The organism is Prochlorococcus marinus CUG1416, from assembly GCF_017695965.1.
Taxonomy (GTDB): domain Bacteria; phylum Cyanobacteriota; class Cyanobacteriia; order PCC-6307; family Cyanobiaceae; genus Prochlorococcus_A.
Genome location: NZ_JAAORM010000002.1, coordinates 499758 through 515201, shown reverse-complemented (window position 1 = coordinate 515201; position 15444 = coordinate 499758). Strand labels below are relative to the sequence as shown.

At 29.5% G+C, this 15444-nt stretch carries 22 protein-coding genes; 16 read left to right on the top strand and 6 right to left on the bottom strand.

The window, feature by feature from the left end; all coding sequences use genetic code 11:
* Positions 1-47 precede the first annotated feature (47 nt).
* The 8 genes from ureE to urtE all read left to right on the top strand — a co-directional run bounded on the left by ureE (position 48) and on the right by urtE (position 7021).
* Complete coding sequence (gene ureE / locus HA146_RS04240) at positions 48-497, top strand: urease accessory protein UreE (protein ID WP_209108309.1); 450 nt, start codon at positions 48-50, stop codon at positions 495-497.
* Entirely contained in the window at positions 490-1176 is a 687-nt protein-coding gene (locus HA146_RS04235; RefSeq protein WP_209108308.1) for an urease accessory protein UreF, read from the top strand. The genes ureE and HA146_RS04235 overlap by 8 nt, the downstream gene beginning before the upstream one ends.
* A gap of 3 nt (positions 1177-1179) precedes the next feature.
* Positions 1180-1785, top strand: coding sequence for an urease accessory protein UreG (ureG, locus tag HA146_RS04230; RefSeq protein ID WP_209108307.1), 606 nt, complete (start codon positions 1180-1182; stop codon positions 1783-1785).
* 134 nt (positions 1786-1919) lie between these two features.
* Entirely contained in the window at positions 1920-3197 is a 1278-nt protein-coding gene (urtA, locus tag HA146_RS04225) for an urea ABC transporter substrate-binding protein (RefSeq protein ID WP_209108306.1), read from the top strand.
* A gap of 83 nt (positions 3198-3280) precedes the next feature.
* On the top strand, positions 3281-4435 hold the full coding sequence (gene urtB, locus HA146_RS04220; RefSeq protein ID WP_209108305.1) for an urea ABC transporter permease subunit UrtB: 1155 nt from the start codon (positions 3281-3283) through the stop codon (positions 4433-4435).
* On the top strand, positions 4435-5559 hold the full coding sequence (gene urtC, locus HA146_RS04215; RefSeq protein ID WP_209108304.1) for an urea ABC transporter permease subunit UrtC: 1125 nt from the start codon (positions 4435-4437) through the stop codon (positions 5557-5559). The genes urtB and urtC overlap by 1 nt, the downstream gene beginning before the upstream one ends.
* Positions 5559-6308, top strand: coding sequence for an urea ABC transporter ATP-binding protein UrtD (urtD, locus tag HA146_RS04210; protein WP_209108303.1), 750 nt, complete (start codon positions 5559-5561; stop codon positions 6306-6308). Before urtC ends, urtD begins: the two co-directional genes overlap by 1 nt.
* 2 nt (positions 6309-6310) lie before the next feature.
* Positions 6311-7021 (top strand): urea ABC transporter ATP-binding subunit UrtE, encoded by a 711-nt coding sequence (urtE, locus tag HA146_RS04205; protein WP_209108302.1) that lies wholly within the window; start codon positions 6311-6313, stop codon positions 7019-7021.
* Positions 7022-7057: 36 nt separating this feature from the next.
* Here urtE and HA146_RS04200 read toward each other — a convergent pair whose 3' ends face one another.
* The 4 genes from HA146_RS04200 to HA146_RS04185 all read right to left on the bottom strand — a co-directional run bounded on the left by HA146_RS04200 (position 7058) and on the right by HA146_RS04185 (position 9021).
* Positions 7058-7237 carry a hypothetical protein gene (locus HA146_RS04200; protein ID WP_209108301.1) on the bottom strand — a complete coding sequence of 60 codons (180 nt, stop codon included), beginning with the start codon at positions 7235-7237 and terminating at the stop codon, positions 7058-7060.
* A gap of 262 nt (positions 7238-7499) precedes the next feature.
* Complete coding sequence (locus tag HA146_RS04195) at positions 7500-7673, bottom strand: hypothetical protein (RefSeq protein WP_209108300.1); 174 nt, start codon at positions 7671-7673, stop codon at positions 7500-7502.
* Positions 7674-8169: 496 nt separating this feature from the next.
* Positions 8170-8490 carry a hypothetical protein gene (locus tag HA146_RS04190; RefSeq protein ID WP_209108299.1) on the bottom strand — a complete coding sequence of 107 codons (321 nt, stop codon included), beginning with the start codon at positions 8488-8490 and terminating at the stop codon, positions 8170-8172.
* A 132-nt stretch (positions 8491-8622) separates the two neighbouring features.
* Entirely contained in the window at positions 8623-9021 is a 399-nt protein-coding gene (locus HA146_RS04185) for a hypothetical protein (protein ID WP_209108298.1), read from the bottom strand.
* A gap of 76 nt (positions 9022-9097) precedes the next feature.
* On the opposite strand from HA146_RS04185, the gene HA146_RS04180 reads away from it, so the two are divergent.
* The 3 genes from HA146_RS04180 to HA146_RS04170 all read left to right on the top strand — a co-directional run bounded on the left by HA146_RS04180 (position 9098) and on the right by HA146_RS04170 (position 10157).
* Positions 9098-9247, top strand: a complete 150-nt coding sequence (locus tag HA146_RS04180; protein WP_209108297.1) for a hypothetical protein — start codon at positions 9098-9100, stop codon at positions 9245-9247.
* Positions 9248-9337: 90 nt separating this feature from the next.
* Positions 9338-9634 carry a hypothetical protein gene (locus HA146_RS04175; protein ID WP_209108296.1) on the top strand — a complete coding sequence of 99 codons (297 nt, stop codon included), beginning with the start codon at positions 9338-9340 and terminating at the stop codon, positions 9632-9634.
* Positions 9635-9974: 340 nt separating this feature from the next.
* Positions 9975-10157 carry a hypothetical protein gene (locus HA146_RS04170; protein WP_209108295.1) on the top strand — a complete coding sequence of 61 codons (183 nt, stop codon included), beginning with the start codon at positions 9975-9977 and terminating at the stop codon, positions 10155-10157.
* A 22-nt stretch (positions 10158-10179) separates the two neighbouring features.
* Here the strand turns inward: HA146_RS04170 and HA146_RS04165 are convergent, their stop codons facing one another.
* Complete coding sequence (locus HA146_RS04165; RefSeq protein ID WP_209108294.1) at positions 10180-10521, bottom strand: RNA-binding protein; 342 nt, start codon at positions 10519-10521, stop codon at positions 10180-10182.
* 359 nt (positions 10522-10880) lie between these two features.
* On the opposite strand from HA146_RS04165, the gene HA146_RS04160 reads away from it, so the two are divergent.
* The 5 genes from HA146_RS04160 to HA146_RS04140 all read left to right on the top strand — a co-directional run bounded on the left by HA146_RS04160 (position 10881) and on the right by HA146_RS04140 (position 14664).
* Positions 10881-11075 (top strand): hypothetical protein, encoded by a 195-nt coding sequence (locus tag HA146_RS04160; protein ID WP_209108293.1) that lies wholly within the window; start codon positions 10881-10883, stop codon positions 11073-11075.
* A 156-nt stretch (positions 11076-11231) separates the two neighbouring features.
* Complete coding sequence (locus HA146_RS04155) at positions 11232-12554, top strand: Rieske 2Fe-2S domain-containing protein (RefSeq protein WP_209108292.1); 1323 nt, start codon at positions 11232-11234, stop codon at positions 12552-12554.
* A gap of 104 nt (positions 12555-12658) precedes the next feature.
* Complete coding sequence (locus HA146_RS04150; protein ID WP_209108291.1) at positions 12659-13486, top strand: ABC transporter ATP-binding protein; 828 nt, start codon at positions 12659-12661, stop codon at positions 13484-13486.
* Between the two features lie 295 nt (positions 13487-13781).
* Positions 13782-14369, top strand: coding sequence for a Crp/Fnr family transcriptional regulator (locus HA146_RS04145; protein ID WP_209108290.1), 588 nt, complete (start codon positions 13782-13784; stop codon positions 14367-14369).
* A 4-nt stretch (positions 14370-14373) separates the two neighbouring features.
* Positions 14374-14664 (top strand): hypothetical protein, encoded by a 291-nt coding sequence (locus HA146_RS04140; protein WP_209108289.1) that lies wholly within the window; start codon positions 14374-14376, stop codon positions 14662-14664.
* On the opposite strand, the gene HA146_RS04135 is transcribed toward HA146_RS04140, so the two are convergent.
* Positions 14650-15204, bottom strand: coding sequence for a ferritin (locus HA146_RS04135; RefSeq protein ID WP_209108288.1), 555 nt, complete (start codon positions 15202-15204; stop codon positions 14650-14652). The two genes, HA146_RS04140 and HA146_RS04135, sit on opposite strands and share 15 nt — an antisense overlap.
* Positions 15205-15444: the final 240 nt, after the last annotated feature.

Below are 15444 nucleotides of genomic sequence, written 5' to 3'. Positions count from 1 at the left end.
AATTGTTTTCTTTAATTACTAAATTAAAGTAACCAAAAATTTTGATTATGAGAATGAATAAACAAATTGTTGTAACTGATTGGATTAAGGAAAAACCTCGATTTGGTTCTTTTTTAAAACTAACCTTAACTTCAGATGAAAGAAGAATCTTACGAGGTAAAAGATTAACTGATTGTGATCAAGAAATAATTTTACAATTACCTAGAAAGGGGCAATTAAATGATGGAGATATTCTTTCAACTAATGAATCCAATTTTTATGTAGAGATAATTGCCAAAACAGAAAATTTAATTGAAATAAGTTCAAAATCTAAACTTGAACTTATTAAAACTGTTTATCATCTAGGAAATAGGCACGTAGAAGTAGAAATTTTAGAAGACATTCTTTTAACAAAAAGTGATTACATTATTGAAAATATGCTTAAAAATTTTAATGTTGACATCGTAAATACCCAGAAAAAATTTTTTCCTGAGAGAGGTGCGCATAGTCATGAGTAAAAGTCACTTATTAAAATATTTATTAACAAGCCCTAACTTACCAGTTGGAGGGTTTTGTTATTCGGAGGGAATGGAGAGTTATCTTTATAATAAAAATTTAAAAGACGCAAATTCGTTAAAAGAATTAATCATAAGTGAACTTAAAATAGGCCAGATCAGACTAGATGCAAAACTCTTACTTGACTTTTTTGATATTTTCAATGAGATAAACGACGGGAAAAATGTAAAAAGAAATTTACAAAAGTTATTTAGTTTGGATAAGTGGATCCTCTCATCAAAGGACTCTATCGAGATGAGAGAACAACAAACTCAAATGGCAAAATCTCTCTTTGATTTAACCAAAGAATTTGGATTTGAATATCCATATGAAAATAATAAAAGAAATTCCTGGCCATTGTCGTGGAGTTGGGCTTGTTATTGTTTTGAAATTTCGAAGTTAGAAATGGTTGAGAATTTTTTCTACGCTTGGAGTGCAAACCAACTAAGTGCAGCATTAAGGATTATTCCTATTGGTTCAACAAAAGCACAATTAATTCAGCGAGACTTATTAGCAATAATTTCAAAAGTTTCTGAAGAACTTATGGACAAAGAAATTGATGACATCTATTTTGGCAATGTAGGTTTAGCTATGGCACAACAAAATCATAATGACCTATATACAAAACTTTTTAGAAATTAATTTATGAGCAGTAAAATGAGAGTTGGAGTTGCTGGGCCTGTAGGTTCAGGAAAAACTGCATTAGTAGAGTCTCTATGCTTAAGCCTGAAAAAAAATTATGAGATAGCAGTTGTCACCAATGATATCTACACCAAAGAAGATGCCAACTTTCTTATAAATAAAAAAGTTTTAGAGGAAGGAAGGATTATTGGTGTAGAAACAGGAGGTTGTCCTCATACAGCGATCAGAGAGGATTGTTCCTTAAATAAAAATGCAGTTTTAGATTTAGAAAATAAATATAATCCTTTAGATTTTATTTTTGTAGAAAGTGGAGGTGATAATTTAGCATCTAGTTTTAGTCCAGAACTTGTAGATTTATCAATTTATGTAATTGATGTATCTGCTGGAGACAAAATCCCTAGAAAAGGAGGACCAGGGATAACAAGGTCAGATTTATTATTAATAAATAAAATTGACTTAGCAGATATGGTTGGTGCAGATTTAAAAATTATGAAAAGTGATACGGAATTCATGAGAAAAGGGAAACCATGGTTTTTCACCAACCTAAGTAGCGGCAAAGGAGTTGAAGAAATAACTCAATTTCTAGAATCACACATACCCAACAATTGAAACTAGAAAAATAATTATTTGTTTTATATTGGATTCAACAAAAAGTTACGACAGATACAAAACTTATCCTCACTCGTTAATAACTTTTACTTTATCCCCTTAATGAGGGTCAATTACCTAAATTATCCTAATTCATGAGAATTTCAAGGCGTATTTTGGCAGGATTAGCTACTGCCTCACTTGCGGTCACAGCAACTTCATGTGGTGGAGGTGGAACCTCCGGAAGTTTCGATGACACAGTAACCGTTGGTATTTTGCATTCGTTATCTGGAACAATGGCTATTTCTGAATCAACCCTTGTTGATACAGAAAAAATGGCTATTGAAGAGATAAACGCTGCTGGTGGTGTAACAGTTGGCGGCAAAAGCTACAAAATAGAGTACATAGTAGAAGATGGTGCATCTGACTGGCCTACTTTTGCTGAAAAATCTAAAAAACTAATTGATCAAGACGGAGTTCCTGTCGTATTTGGTGGTTGGACATCTGCAAGTAGAAAGGCAATGTTACCAGTCTACGAATCAAAAGATGCCTTCCTCTACTACCCTATTCAATATGAAGCCCAAGAATGTTCTAACAACATTTTCTATACAGGAGCCACACCAAACCAACAATCAGAACCAGCCACAGATTTCATGTATAAGCGTTCTCCCGCAGCTGGTGGAGATTTCTTCCTTGTAGGTTCTGATTATGTTTTCCCAAGAACTTCCAACACAATTACAAAAGCTCAGGTAAAACAATTAGGAGGTAAAGTTGTTGGAGAAGATTACCTTCCATTAGGAAATACTGAAGTTGCTCCAATTATCTCAAAAATCAAAAAAGCCTTACCTGAAGGTGGAATAATCATTAATACACTTAATGGTGACCAAAACGTTGCATTCTTCAAACAGATTCAAGACGCAGGTATCACTCCTTCAAGTGGCTACTACGTAATGAACTATTCGATTGCTGAAGAAGAGATTAGTACAATTGGTCCTGAGTTCCTTGAAGGTCACTACGGTGCATGGAACTACATGATGTCAATTGATACTCCTGCATCTAAGAAATTCGCTAAAAGTTTCAAGAAGAGATGGGGATCTGATCGTGTTGTAGCTGATCCTCAAGAATCTGCTTATAACATGGTTTATTTATGGAAACAGGCAGTTGAAGATGCTGGGACATTCGACGACAACGCAGTAAGAGAAGCCCTAGTTGGACAAACTTTTGATGCACCACAAGGTCCTGTTGAGGTTATGCCTAATCACCACTTATCTCAAACAGTAAGAATTGGAGAGATTAATGCAGAGGGTGGATTTACAATTCTTGAAGAGACAGGAGTTGTTCTTCCTCAAGCATGGAACCAAAAGCATCCAAGTTCAAAAGGATTTGCATGCGATTGGACAGATCCTTCAAAAGGTGAAAAGTATAAGCTTTAATTTAATTAGAACCTATACTTCTAAATAAAAGGAGGTTAACCCCTCCTTTTATTTTATATAATCAAATATTTTCTTTTTCTAAATTGGAGTTACTTCTCGATAGTCTTTTTAATGGTGTTGCAATCGGATCTGTACTACTTGTTGCTGCATTAGGTCTGGCAATTGTTTTTGGTCTTATGGGTGTAATTAATCTTGCCCATGGAGAACTTATGATGCTTGGGGCTTACACAACATACGTTACACAATTAATTTTCAAATTACCTATATTAAAACCCTTCTACAATTCATATATTATAGTCTCAATTTTTCTAGCTTTTATTGTTAGTGGAGTGGTAGGTATTCTCCTTGAAAAAACTATAATAAGAAAGCTTTATGGAAGTCCTCTAGAAACACTTCTCGCCACATGGGGCGTAAGCTTAATTCTGCAACAATTTGTCAGAAGTGTACCTTTAGCTTATGGGACGGGTTTGGTTATAAGTCTGATAATTGGTTTGTTTTTACCAATAACGTTTCCTTCAAAAATAAAAGAATCAATTAATTTCAAATATTTTAAATTTAGTTCTTGGATATTTGCTGCTTTAACTGGGGTTCTCACCGGTAGCGTTATTTCATCCACTGTAAGCAAACTTAGTAGAGCAAGTGCTCGTAATGTTGATGTAACAGCACCCTCATGGATGAGAGGTCAAGTAGAAATTATTGGAACTGCATTTCCTAAAACAAGATTAATGATAATTGTAATTACACTAATATCTGTAATAGCAATAACATTATTTCTTAATCAAAGTTCTTGGGGGATGCGTATTAGAGCAGTCACTCAGAACCGACAAATGAGTGATTGTCTGGGTATATCTACTGAAAAAGTGGATATAATTACCTTTGGGATTGGATCTGGCTTAGCAGGAGTTGCCGGAGTAGCAGTATCACTATTAGGTTCTGTAGGACCAAATGTTGGAGGGAATTATATAGTTGGTTGTTTTATGGTTGTAGTTCTTGGAGGAGTAGGAAATTTATTAGGAACAGTACTTGCTTCCTTTGGAATTGGAATAATGACAGATTTAATTGGAGCTGGAAGGCTCTTATCAATATGGCCAGATATGCCTTTACCTCTCTCAAATACAATCAACTTTTTTGCGACAACAAGTATGGCAAGAGTAATGATATTTGCATTAATAGTTATATTCTTACAATTTAAACCCACAGGTTTATTTCCTCAAAAAGGCAGGATGGTTGAATACTAATGACCCTAAGTAAAATTAAATTCGATAAAAAAATAGTATTATCATTTTGGATAATATTAATAGCCTTAATTATTGCAGCACCTACTCTACTTCCTGTATTCAGATTAAATCTTCTCGGTAGATACTTATCTTTATCCATAGTTGCTCTTGGTGTTGATCTTATTTGGGGATATACAGGTTTATTAAGTCTTGGACAAGGTATATTTTTTGCACTCGGTGGATACTGTGCAGCAATGTATTTACAAATAACCAGTTCTTCTGAATTTCCAAATAATATTCCTGAATTTTTTGCTTTATATGGCGTAGAAAAATTACCTTTTTTCTGGGAACCATTTAGATCGCCAGTTTTCACATTCTTTGCTATTTGGATTATTCCTGCATTGGTTGCAGGTTTAATTGGATTTCTTGTTTTCAGGAATAGAATCAAAGGCGTATATTTTTCTATACTTACTCAAGCATCTCTTCTCGTTTTCTTTAACTTCTTTAATGGACAACAAAAACTTATAAACGGAACAAATGGATTAAAAACAGATGTAACCCTGCTATTTGGTCAGATGGTAGGTTCTGAGTCTATGCAAAGAATGTTCTTTTGGTTAACCTCCATACTTGTAATAGCGGCATGGTTTTTTGCAAAATGGGTCGTCAAAGGAAGATTTGGCAATATTCTTATAGGAATTCGAGATGATGAACCAAGAGTAAGGTTTACAGGATACAATCCAGTGATATTCAAGACAATAATATTTTCTATAGCTGGAGGCCTCGCTGGAATTTCGGGAGCTTTATATACTGTTCAATCTGGAATAGTATCACCTCAATTCATGACAGTTCCCTTTTCTATAGAAATGGTTATCTGGGTTGCTGTTGGAGGGAGAGGAACATTATTGGGTGCAATATTAGGAGCTGTTTTAATTAACTATGCAAAAAGTCTGGTAAGTGAAGCTTTACCTGCTAGCTGGATGTTTATCCAAGGAGGAATGTTTATTTTAGTTGTTACAGCATTGCCAGAAGGTGTTTTAGGATGGATACAAGGAGATGGCCCTAGGAATCTTCTTCAAAGATTTGGTTTTAAAAGAAAAATTGAAACCTATCCAAGCTTGGAAGTTAATAATAAGGATGAAAATTAATGAATAATAAATCTCTCCTAAATTTAATTGATATTACAGTTAATTTTGAAGGTTTCTTAGCACTTAACAAGCTTAATCTGAATTTACTTAAAGGAGAATTAAGAGCTGTAATTGGACCTAATGGCGCCGGCAAAACGACATTTCTTGATGTAATAACTGGAAAAGTTAAGCCCACAAAAGGGGAAGTAATTTTTAAAGGGAAATCATTAATAGGTCGAAAAGAGCATAAGATTGCTCAACTTGGAGTAGGTAGAAAGTTTCAAAGTCCAAGAATCTTTGAAAATCTTACGGTTAAAGAAAATCTGGAAATATCAGTAACAACTCCTAAAAGTCCCTTGAACCTAATAAATAAAAATATTAAAGATGAGCAGCTTGATGAGATTGAACGTCTTATGAAAATTGTTAATTTATCTCAAAAAGTCAATTCAAAAGCAGGATCTTTGTCTCATGGCCAAAAACAATGGCTTGAAATAGCCATGTTAGTAGGACAGAAGCCCGATTTAATGCTGGTAGATGAACCTGTTGCAGGCTTAACTGATGAAGAGACTGATCTTACTGCTGATTTATTAAAATCTTTATCGGGAGAAAATACGGTTGTTGTAATAGACCACGATATGGAATTCATAAGAAGACTTGATAGTAATGTTTCAGTATTAAATCAAGGCACAGTACTATGTGAGGGGACGATGGACACTATACAAAAGGATAAAAAAGTGATTGACGTTTATTTAGGAAGACCTGAGGATTAGCTATGAAAAATTTATTGGAAATTAAATCATTAAATACTTATTATGGCGAGAGCCATATTCTCAGAGATATAGATTTAAATGTTAAATCAGGAGAAATGGTTTGTTTAATTGGTAGAAATGGAGTGGGCAAAACAACTTTATTGAAATCACTTATTGGTTTGTTAAAACAAAAAAAAGGCGATATTTATTTGATTGGTGAAAATATAAATAGAAACGCCCCTCATCAGAGAGCTAGGAAAGGAATGGCTTACGTACCTCAAGGGAGAGAAATTATTCCATATCTTTCAGTTGAAGAGAATCTTATGTTAGGAATGGAGTCTCTGCCAGGTGGATTATCTAAGAATAAGAAAATAGATTCATTTATTTATGATCTCTTCCCAATCCTAAAAGATTTTTTACAAAGGAAAGGAGGTGATCTTAGTGGAGGCCAACAACAGCAACTAGCTATTGCAAGAGCATTGCTGGGCAAACCTCAACTTCTATTACTTGACGAACCAACAGAAGGTATTCAGCCCAATATAGTTTTAGACATTGAAAATGCAATTAATCAGATAATTAGAGATACAGGAATTGGTGTTTTATTAGTTGAACAACACTTGCATTTTGTAAGACAAGCCGATAGATATTATGCTATGCAACGCGGAGGCATTGTTGCGAGCGGGAATACTAGTGAGTTAAGTCAAGCAGTTATTGACAAATTCTTAAGTGTTTAAATAAATTATTTCTTTAAAATTACTTAGTAATTTTAATTAATTTTCACATCTTATAAGGTCAATACTGTTTGGATGTTCATTAATATACTTATTAAATTCCATCGCTAGTGTTCTAGCTTCGTAAGCATCAAAAGCATAAAAACAATTTTCTAATCTTATATTTTGAAAGTCACGATAATGAACAGTATATGGCTTCAAGGAATTATTTTTGATCATTTTAATTTGCTAAAAAGCAATTGGTTTATATTTCAACAATGCATGTGTTTATAAATAAAAAGTATATCTTTTGTTGTTATCAATATATATTGATTTTAATTATGTATTTAAAGACACTTTATGAAGAAGAAAAAGTAATTGATCTCATTGTTTCTTATTTTTAGAATCAGGCTTGTTACCTTCTATTAAAAAAACAAATTTGGATAAAATGGAGCCAAAAAAAGGAACCCAAACTTTTTCATATAAAAACTTCATAAAAAAACTAAGCCGCTAATGAATCGTTATCTTTAGATTCAGATGTTTTTAAAACCTTTAAATCAATTGAATTGAAAATATGTTGAATAAGTAAAAAATCAAGTTCACCTTTCAATAAATCCACATCCGAAGAAAGTAGATCGTCTACAAAATCATCAAAAGTATCTGAAAGAGGATTCACAATTAAAATTTATTTTTGTCATTATCATCGCATCAACAATAAAAGTCAACAAAATATACAAATGAAAATAATTCCTCAGAAAAGTGAAAACAGATGCTTCTTTATTTTTAAAATGTAATTTCTATTTATTTTAGTATTTTGTTAAAGAAATTTTTAAAAATAGCTTTAAATATTTAAAGAATAAATTAGCAAATACTAAAAAATTAAATAACAAATATAATCAAAAAAAATAATAGATTTAAAATTAAACTCAAAGTCTTTGAATTAATTTTCATTTATCTTAATCTTCTTAATTTAATATCTCTCCTGATTAGTATTATCAAAACGACAATACAAAAATTTTCTAAAAAGAAATTTAAAGAAATCATCGACAAACCATTTAATTAATTTATAGCAAGATTATTTATGTGCCAATTTAAAAAGAATCACTAAAAATATATTGATTAAGTAATCAAAGTTCCTAATATTGATCTAATTGTTTATGTAAGAATTTTTTTTAATAATTATTTTTTATTAATTCGAAATATCCATTTTTATTCAATAAGTATTTATCAAACCAAAGGGTTAATAGATTATCTAATCCTATCCCATTCATATGATTTAATTGAGAAGTCTTATAGTCAGAAAGTGCTAGCAATAAATACGGGAAAATCATATCAGAAACCCCTTTGGGGAGTTTTTCTAATGGAACTCCATGAGCTCTATCCCATAGAATTTGCATATCCTGAGAGAACAAAGAGCTCCAATAATTAAAGTTGCAATATAACTTTTCAGGAGGTAATAGATTTATAGATAAAATAGGAAAGGATGATTTCATAATAAATTAATTTTTATGGATTAATTGATTTCAGGAATTTAAAAATGGGAATAAATGATTTTTAGTAGTTAGCTCTCAAATCAATAAATACATATTCAACATAACGCAAAGTGCAGCACTTTACAACACTAATCAATTTTTAAATTCATCCATCATTTCTTGAAATTTAAGGAAAGATAAGAACTTTTTATAAGTTTGCAAATCAAAAGTCTCCTGATTTGTTTGTTTAAAAAGGTTTTTTTTGCCAGTATATTTATGACTACTTAATTTTGTATTAATAGTAAATGATTCATTATCTTTAAAATCAATAGGTTCTTCAGATAAGGATTGAGATGAATCTTGGATGTCTTGATATAACAAACTTACTTTACCTGTTTTTTTGTTAAAAATACCTCTTTTAGAGAGTGCTTCCTCTACTAAAATACTGATTATTTTTGAATTACTTAAATTATTCTCAATACTCAATTTATCAATAATTAACATGACGTCTTCTCTTGGAATAAAACCAACTCTTTTTTTCTTTGTAGGCATATATAAATGAATTAAAGTTCAGCACTTGACTGCAATTAGTGTTGCACTATATTCGGAATATGTCAATTAATTTCTAATGATTTTACCAACAGCCTTACTTTTGGGCGCCCTTGGATATCTTTTCTACACTTCAAAAAAAGAACCTTCACTGGATGATGATTACTCTTTAGAAAATCCAAAAGAGAATGATGATATCCATAAAGACTTGGAAGATCTTCTTATTTAAATTAAATAATAATACTTAAAAACTTTGTTTCTTAACTAAAGATATACAAAACCTAAACCATAATTAGAATTAATTTAAAGCCATAAACCTATGACTGTTCATCAAGATTACGAAATAAAAATCAACCTAAATGAATTGATTGAGAGGAGAATACCATGCTGTGATTTACTTCATCCCGATCATTGTTTAACTGAAAAACAAGTATCTGAAATTGCACATGACATTCGTATGGATATAAATTTGCATGATCTTTATAAACAGGTAGATCAGCACATTATAAAATATATAAATGCAGCTGGTATTGATAACAAAGATCATTGGGTTGAACCACATCTTCCAGATTTGGATAGAGATTTAAAAGAAGAAGTTGGGATAGAATTTGATTAATCTTTTTCCTTATAAGAAAATTTTAATATATGTATTTTTTTTCTAAATCATCTATTAATTTATAAATGCTTTTAGCTGACCTTTTTCTTTTCCTTAAAATTGAAAAAACTATAAATCCAATAAATACTATAAAAAAAGGAGTAAAAATTATGATTTCATAATTCATAGCCATTAAAGAATAATCATCTAATATTTAAATTATAAAAAATTATGCCTCAATAAAATAGGTACTTTATACAAATAACTTTCACGATAAACAATTAAGATTTTTTATCAAAAATAAAAAGAGTGAATAATTTTTTATAAATTATGTATTAACAAACTTTAATTATATAAGGTAATGATTAACTATTTCGCATTAACTATCAACGAAATGGGGATTGGGAAAATAGAGATCGCCGTTATTGGATCAGTCATATTACTATTTCCAATAATGTTTGTTTATGCATCTATAAACCTCGATACAAAAGGTATTTTCGAGTGGATGATGGAGAAACCTAATGATTGGATAGGAAGAAAATAAGTCTTTTACCATTTCTATATTTCTAATCAAATTCTAATTTTTCTAAACTACTAATAGGAAAATCATAAATCTGGCAATTATTTTCTAAACCATTAACTATTGAATTTTTTAGTAGAGAATAATCTATCAACTTATTAAGTTTATTATTTTTAAATTCCTTATTAGTTTCTCCAATAGCAAAAGCTAAAGCTCCTTCATTAGAAATACCAAATTGGGTTGTGTTGCAAAAAGTTCTAGTAAATTTATTAGAAATCTTTTTAGTATATTTCTCAAGGGATTTAGACGAAGTATCTAATGAGTAAGCTGGACTATTAAATACAACAAGCAAAGTTAAAATAAAGATCGTAAAAATTCTTTTGATCATAATATTTCATAAATTGAAAATTTAATATAATTTAGAATTAAAGTAAAATGAATATATTTTATTAAAAATTACAAAAATCAAAAATTTGAATATAAAAAACATTAAATATTTTGGAAGTCAAAAACTCTCTCTGATTTTCATAAAGTTTGGATCTTTTTAGGAAAATTCATAAATTGCGTCTAATAATATTTGGCTTAATATAAAATTTATATCTAAATTAAATAAATACCAAGGCTTCTTTTGAATTAAATAAATAATTATCCAAAATAAGTAAATTAATTATTAAAAATGTTACTTCAGCTATGGAAATGTATTTGCGCTTGAATTATTGTTTAATTAACAATTAAGCTTTAAAACATATGGCTTTACCAGAATTAATATATGCTCCTATTGATGGAGGAACAATACATAGATATGAAATTAGTGGTGGTAAAAGAAAGTTCTTAAGGTTTATAGGTTGTTATCTCGGTCAGTGTAATTTCCACAAAAATATTGATGATGCTAATAATTACATAAAAAATTTGAAAGAATTACAAAAGATACAAAAATCATGAAATAATGAAAAATAAGAACATAAGTGACTCATAATTTTTAATAACAACATAATTATTGCTACAAATAATAGAGAATTATATTTTTATAAGAAATTAATTATTTACTTGGGTTATAGTTTCCATAGATAACTAGTCAATAAAAAAAGAAATTAATTTATGGAAAACAAACAAATTAATTTTTTTAAATCTAAAGACTTAAATACCGTTCTTAAGCCTTTTGAGAAAGGATCTGTAATTAAAATTGACTCTTTTGATATTAAAGAAAATCATAAAGATTTAAATATCGGTTTATTTGGTTGGTATGCAATTTGTCCTTCAAAAGAACTAAAAAATAATAAGCTACATTATTTTTCGCTCTATGATGAACCTCTTGTCCTTTACAGAGATGAGCATGAAAATGTAAGGTGCATTAAAAATATTTGTCCTCATAGAGGTGCATCCTTTTTTGGAGGAACATTATCAAATGGAGTAATAACTTGCCCATATCACGGAGCTAAATTCTCATCTGAGGGAAGTTGCCAAAATCTAGATAGAATAACTTGTAGCCACATAATTGATAATAACTACGATAACTACGCAAAAAAAATACATTTATCTCAATACAAAGCTTTAGAAAAAGATGAATATATTTTTGTACATTTTTCAAAAAAGTCTGAGACTGATTTAAATAATATAAGTGAGGACTCACCTATAAGTAACTACGAATTATCTGATAATGGCTTTTCACATCAGGATTATGTATCAGAACAGGTGTTAGTTGACTTCAAATGTGATTGGTCAAGGATAATTGAAAATCACTTAGATATACTTCATCTTTTTTGGGTTCATGGGGATACAATTCCAGATAAAGATGTTAATAAAAACGTACTTGTTAGTTTTAAACAAAAAATTAATGTTACTCCCAAATTCATTGAAAGTATTTACTTCTACAAAAATGATCCTTCAAAAGAATTTATCCGCATAAAATACATTCCACCAGGAAGGATATTAATTTATAAAGGAAATCCTTCGGTATGTCGATATTTACAAGTTTTAGATCATATTCCACTAGGAAATAATAAAGCAAGAGTAATAGTAAGACACTATAGGAAATTTTTAAAAAATAAACTACTTAATAACCTCATATTATTTAAAGAGACTCAAAGAAAGATTTTTTATAAGATATTTAATGAGGATTATATGATTTTAAAGACACAAACATATAATCACAAATTGGGATTTATAAAAAAAGATGAAATAAAGTTATTGGGAGAAGATAGAATAATAAATTACTTTTGGAAATGGTATAAGAAGTCTGAAGAGAAAGATAGACCTTGGAAAAATATTAATAATACCGAAAATTATAGCGTATATGATAATGTGATATTGAAATATCCTCCAGAGATTAAGAATTTAGAAGTTATGAACAATATAGATATTATCAGAAAAACATTTGTAAGATTTGCCGCTCCGCTACTAATTTTTATGTTAATCATATAATTAATGAAGAAAGTAAATAGACCTTCATGGTTGAATTGGCTTTATCTTTTTATATTTATTTTAAGTTCAATTCAATTAATTATATTTTGGAGTAATAAGTTTTAGTGGTTAATAAATTTTGGTTTGAAGCCAAAAAAATAAATTGTTTTAAGAACGGTTATAGAGTAATTAAAAATTTAGATTTAAAAATCGCCAATTCAGAGAATGTAATATTAATTGGACCTAATGGTTCAGGTAAATCCTCATTAATAGAAGTAATTAATAGAAACATATATCCAGTAATGGCTAATGAATCATCACTAAAAATATTTAACAATGAACTTATAGATTTATGGGAACTAAGAAAAAGAATAAGTACTGTCAATAATGATATTAAAAATAGAATAAATCCAAATCTACCAGTTTTTGATTTAATTTTAAGTGGACTATATGGAAAATATGGTTACATATCAAATAAATCTGAAAGAGACCATTATAAAGTTGAAAGTCTTATGGAAAATATGAACATATCAAGTTTATCTAAAAAATGTTTTTCCTATTTATCAGAAGGAGAAAAACAAATTTCTCTCATTGCCAGAGCATTAATTAATAAACCAAATATATTAATCCTAGACGAACCAATTGCAAATTTAGATTATAAATCAAAGTTTTTTGTAATTGATAAGATTAATGAATTAATAAAATCAAATACAAAAATTTTCTGTGTAACACACGATATTTCGATGATTACAAAAATTTATGACCGAGTAATAATGCTAAAAGAGGGGGTAGTAATCGCTGATGGTAATCAAAAAAAGATTATAAATAGTAAAAATCTTAATAAGTTATATGGTATTGATGTAGAAGTAATTGAAAATAATGGATTTTGGATTATTAAAAGATTATCTAATGATAATTATAAAAATAGCGATAGCAATAGCAGTAAAAATTAAGTTTTTACTATTAAAAAATGAATAAGATTTTTTTCTAAATGAAGAAGAACCACATTTAGAGCAGACCATCCTACCTCCTAAAGATCGATCTGAAACGAATGAAGCACTACCACAATTAGAACATACTCTATTTACACTCATAGATAAAAATTTTTAAGGCAATCTATTCAGATTATATTGCTGAAAGCTCTGTAAAGAAAAATAACAAAATAATTTATGATAATGAGAATCTATTGCAATAAACTCAAAAATAACGGATAATTGATAATAATTCTCATTATCAAATTAATAAGTAGTGAACTTTCAAGATTATGGTGGGCCTTACTCTAAGACAGTACGAATAGTAACTGGTCAATCAGTTTTAATAGATCCAACATCAAGACCAAAAGGCACATGTCTAGAAGTTGAAAGTGGAATTGCTAGAGTTTATTGTCCTTGCGAAGAAACTGAAGGGATGACGCTTGCATTTTTACAATCAGGTGATCAATTAAGGACGGACCTCTTATGTAGCGAGGGGGTCTGTGTTGAAGCATTAACAGATTTATCTTTTCATAGCAATGTAAATATTGAAGAGAATATTGGTTTCGATGCAGTAAATGAGTGGACTTTACAACTCCTCAGAATTAGGCACTTGGGGAATGCAGAGCAAAGATTACAAGCTTTACTTTCAATACTAGTAAATCGTTTAGGGAAAAGATGTGGTCAATGGTGTGAGTTACCTTTTAGGTTAACTCATGAAAGGATAGGTGAATTAATAGGCTCAACACGCGTAACATCAACGAGATTAATTTCTAAATTAAGATCTTCTCAATTATTAATAGCTCCAATTGGAACACAAACAGTAAGTGTTGCGCCTTCATTTATTGAAACATCACCACTATAGATACATGAAGGAATCACAATCAATAACAAACAACCTATTAATGGAAGTTGATGTATTATCAAATAGAATCAGAACTATAAAGCAATCATTCAAAACTACTCATAATAAAGGATTGAAAGAAAGGCTAGTTTCTGAAAACAAAAGTATTTTTAAAAGAGTTAATGAGATTTATAAAATAGCTGAGATCTTAAACAAAAGAAGCAGTGGAAAAATCAATTTTTCGATTTTACTTTTTGAAAAAACTAAAAGGACATTGAATGAAAATAAATTTGAAAGTAATTTATTTTTTATTTAAATCACTATCTATCAATAAGATTGCAGAAGGTTGATCAGAAGCAAACTTAACTTTCCCAAGTATATTTGCAAATTCATCTTCTGATTTTGTTTGAGCCTCTATAATTGGATCTAAAAATACATTGGTTCTTGTATCTGAAATTCTTTCTGAAATCGAATAAAGTTGTTGAAGAGATGAAGTCAAATCAGCCTCCATGTTGAAAGAATATGAGATCAAATCCTCTATTGAATCCCATGTCTGAACTGGTGCAGGAAGTTCATTTAGTTTCACACTTTGTCCTCTTGCAATTAAGTAATCTGCAAATTTTTGGGCATGTTCCATTTCACCTTGTGATTCAGTGAGAAAATGGGAGGCAAATCCATTTAAATCTCTCTCTTGAAACCAGAGGTATATAGAGAAATATTGAACATTAGCATATCTTTCCATTGTTAGATGTTCAAAAAAATTATCCAATAAGCTATTGTCCATTGGTTGTGCAATAGCTCTTCCAGATGGGCCAAAATTAATTAATTTTTTTGTTTTTAAATTATTTTCATTCATTATTCAAAAAATAAACTAATTAAATAGTACAACATTTTGTATTAATTAGTAATTCATTAGATCTTTAAATTAAATAAAATAATATGATAATGAATATCAATAGCAATACTATAAATGAATTTAGATTACAGTTTTTCTGAACTGCTATTAACTAATAAAATATATTTAAGTAAAAAAAAGAAATGTAAAAAGAAAAAATGCTCTAATTGGAAGGGTGGAAAGTGTAATTGCCTATAAAAA

Excerpts from the sequence above, each read along its gene's own strand:
- urtD (WP_209108303.1), top strand. The coding sequence starts at position 5,559 with ATGAATAATAAATCTCTCCTAAATTTAATTGATATTACAGTTAATTTT.
- HA146_RS04140 (WP_209108289.1), top strand. The coding sequence starts at position 14,374 with ATGAAGGAATCACAATCAATAACAAACAACCTATTAATGGAAGTTGAT.
- ureE (WP_209108309.1), top strand. The coding sequence starts at position 48 with ATGAGAATGAATAAACAAATTGTTGTAACTGATTGGATTAAGGAAAAA.
- HA146_RS04160 (WP_209108293.1), top strand. The coding sequence starts at position 10,881 with ATGGCTTTACCAGAATTAATATATGCTCCTATTGATGGAGGAACAATA.
- urtC (WP_209108304.1), top strand. The coding sequence starts at position 4,435 with ATGACCCTAAGTAAAATTAAATTCGATAAAAAAATAGTATTATCATTT.
- HA146_RS04190 (WP_209108299.1), bottom strand. The coding sequence starts at position 8,490 with ATGAAATCATCCTTTCCTATTTTATCTATAAATCTATTACCTCCTGAA.
- HA146_RS04200 (WP_209108301.1), bottom strand. The coding sequence starts at position 7,237 with ATGATCAAAAATAATTCCTTGAAGCCATATACTGTTCATTATCGTGAC.
- HA146_RS04180 (WP_209108297.1), top strand. The coding sequence starts at position 9,098 with ATGATTTTACCAACAGCCTTACTTTTGGGCGCCCTTGGATATCTTTTC.
- HA146_RS04155 (WP_209108292.1), top strand. The coding sequence starts at position 11,232 with ATGGAAAACAAACAAATTAATTTTTTTAAATCTAAAGACTTAAATACC.
- HA146_RS04170 (WP_209108295.1), top strand. The coding sequence starts at position 9,975 with ATGATTAACTATTTCGCATTAACTATCAACGAAATGGGGATTGGGAAA.
- HA146_RS04235 (WP_209108308.1), top strand. The coding sequence starts at position 490 with ATGAGTAAAAGTCACTTATTAAAATATTTATTAACAAGCCCTAACTTA.
- HA146_RS04135 (WP_209108288.1), bottom strand. The coding sequence starts at position 15,204 with ATGAATGAAAATAATTTAAAAACAAAAAAATTAATTAATTTTGGCCCA.
- HA146_RS04185 (WP_209108298.1), bottom strand. The coding sequence starts at position 9,021 with ATGCCTACAAAGAAAAAAAGAGTTGGTTTTATTCCAAGAGAAGACGTC.
- HA146_RS04165 (WP_209108294.1), bottom strand. The coding sequence starts at position 10,521 with ATGATCAAAAGAATTTTTACGATCTTTATTTTAACTTTGCTTGTTGTA.
- ureG (WP_209108307.1), top strand. The coding sequence starts at position 1,180 with ATGAGCAGTAAAATGAGAGTTGGAGTTGCTGGGCCTGTAGGTTCAGGA.
- HA146_RS04175 (WP_209108296.1), top strand. The coding sequence starts at position 9,338 with ATGACTGTTCATCAAGATTACGAAATAAAAATCAACCTAAATGAATTG.
- urtE (WP_209108302.1), top strand. The coding sequence starts at position 6,311 with ATGAAAAATTTATTGGAAATTAAATCATTAAATACTTATTATGGCGAG.
- urtA (WP_209108306.1), top strand. The coding sequence starts at position 1,920 with ATGAGAATTTCAAGGCGTATTTTGGCAGGATTAGCTACTGCCTCACTT.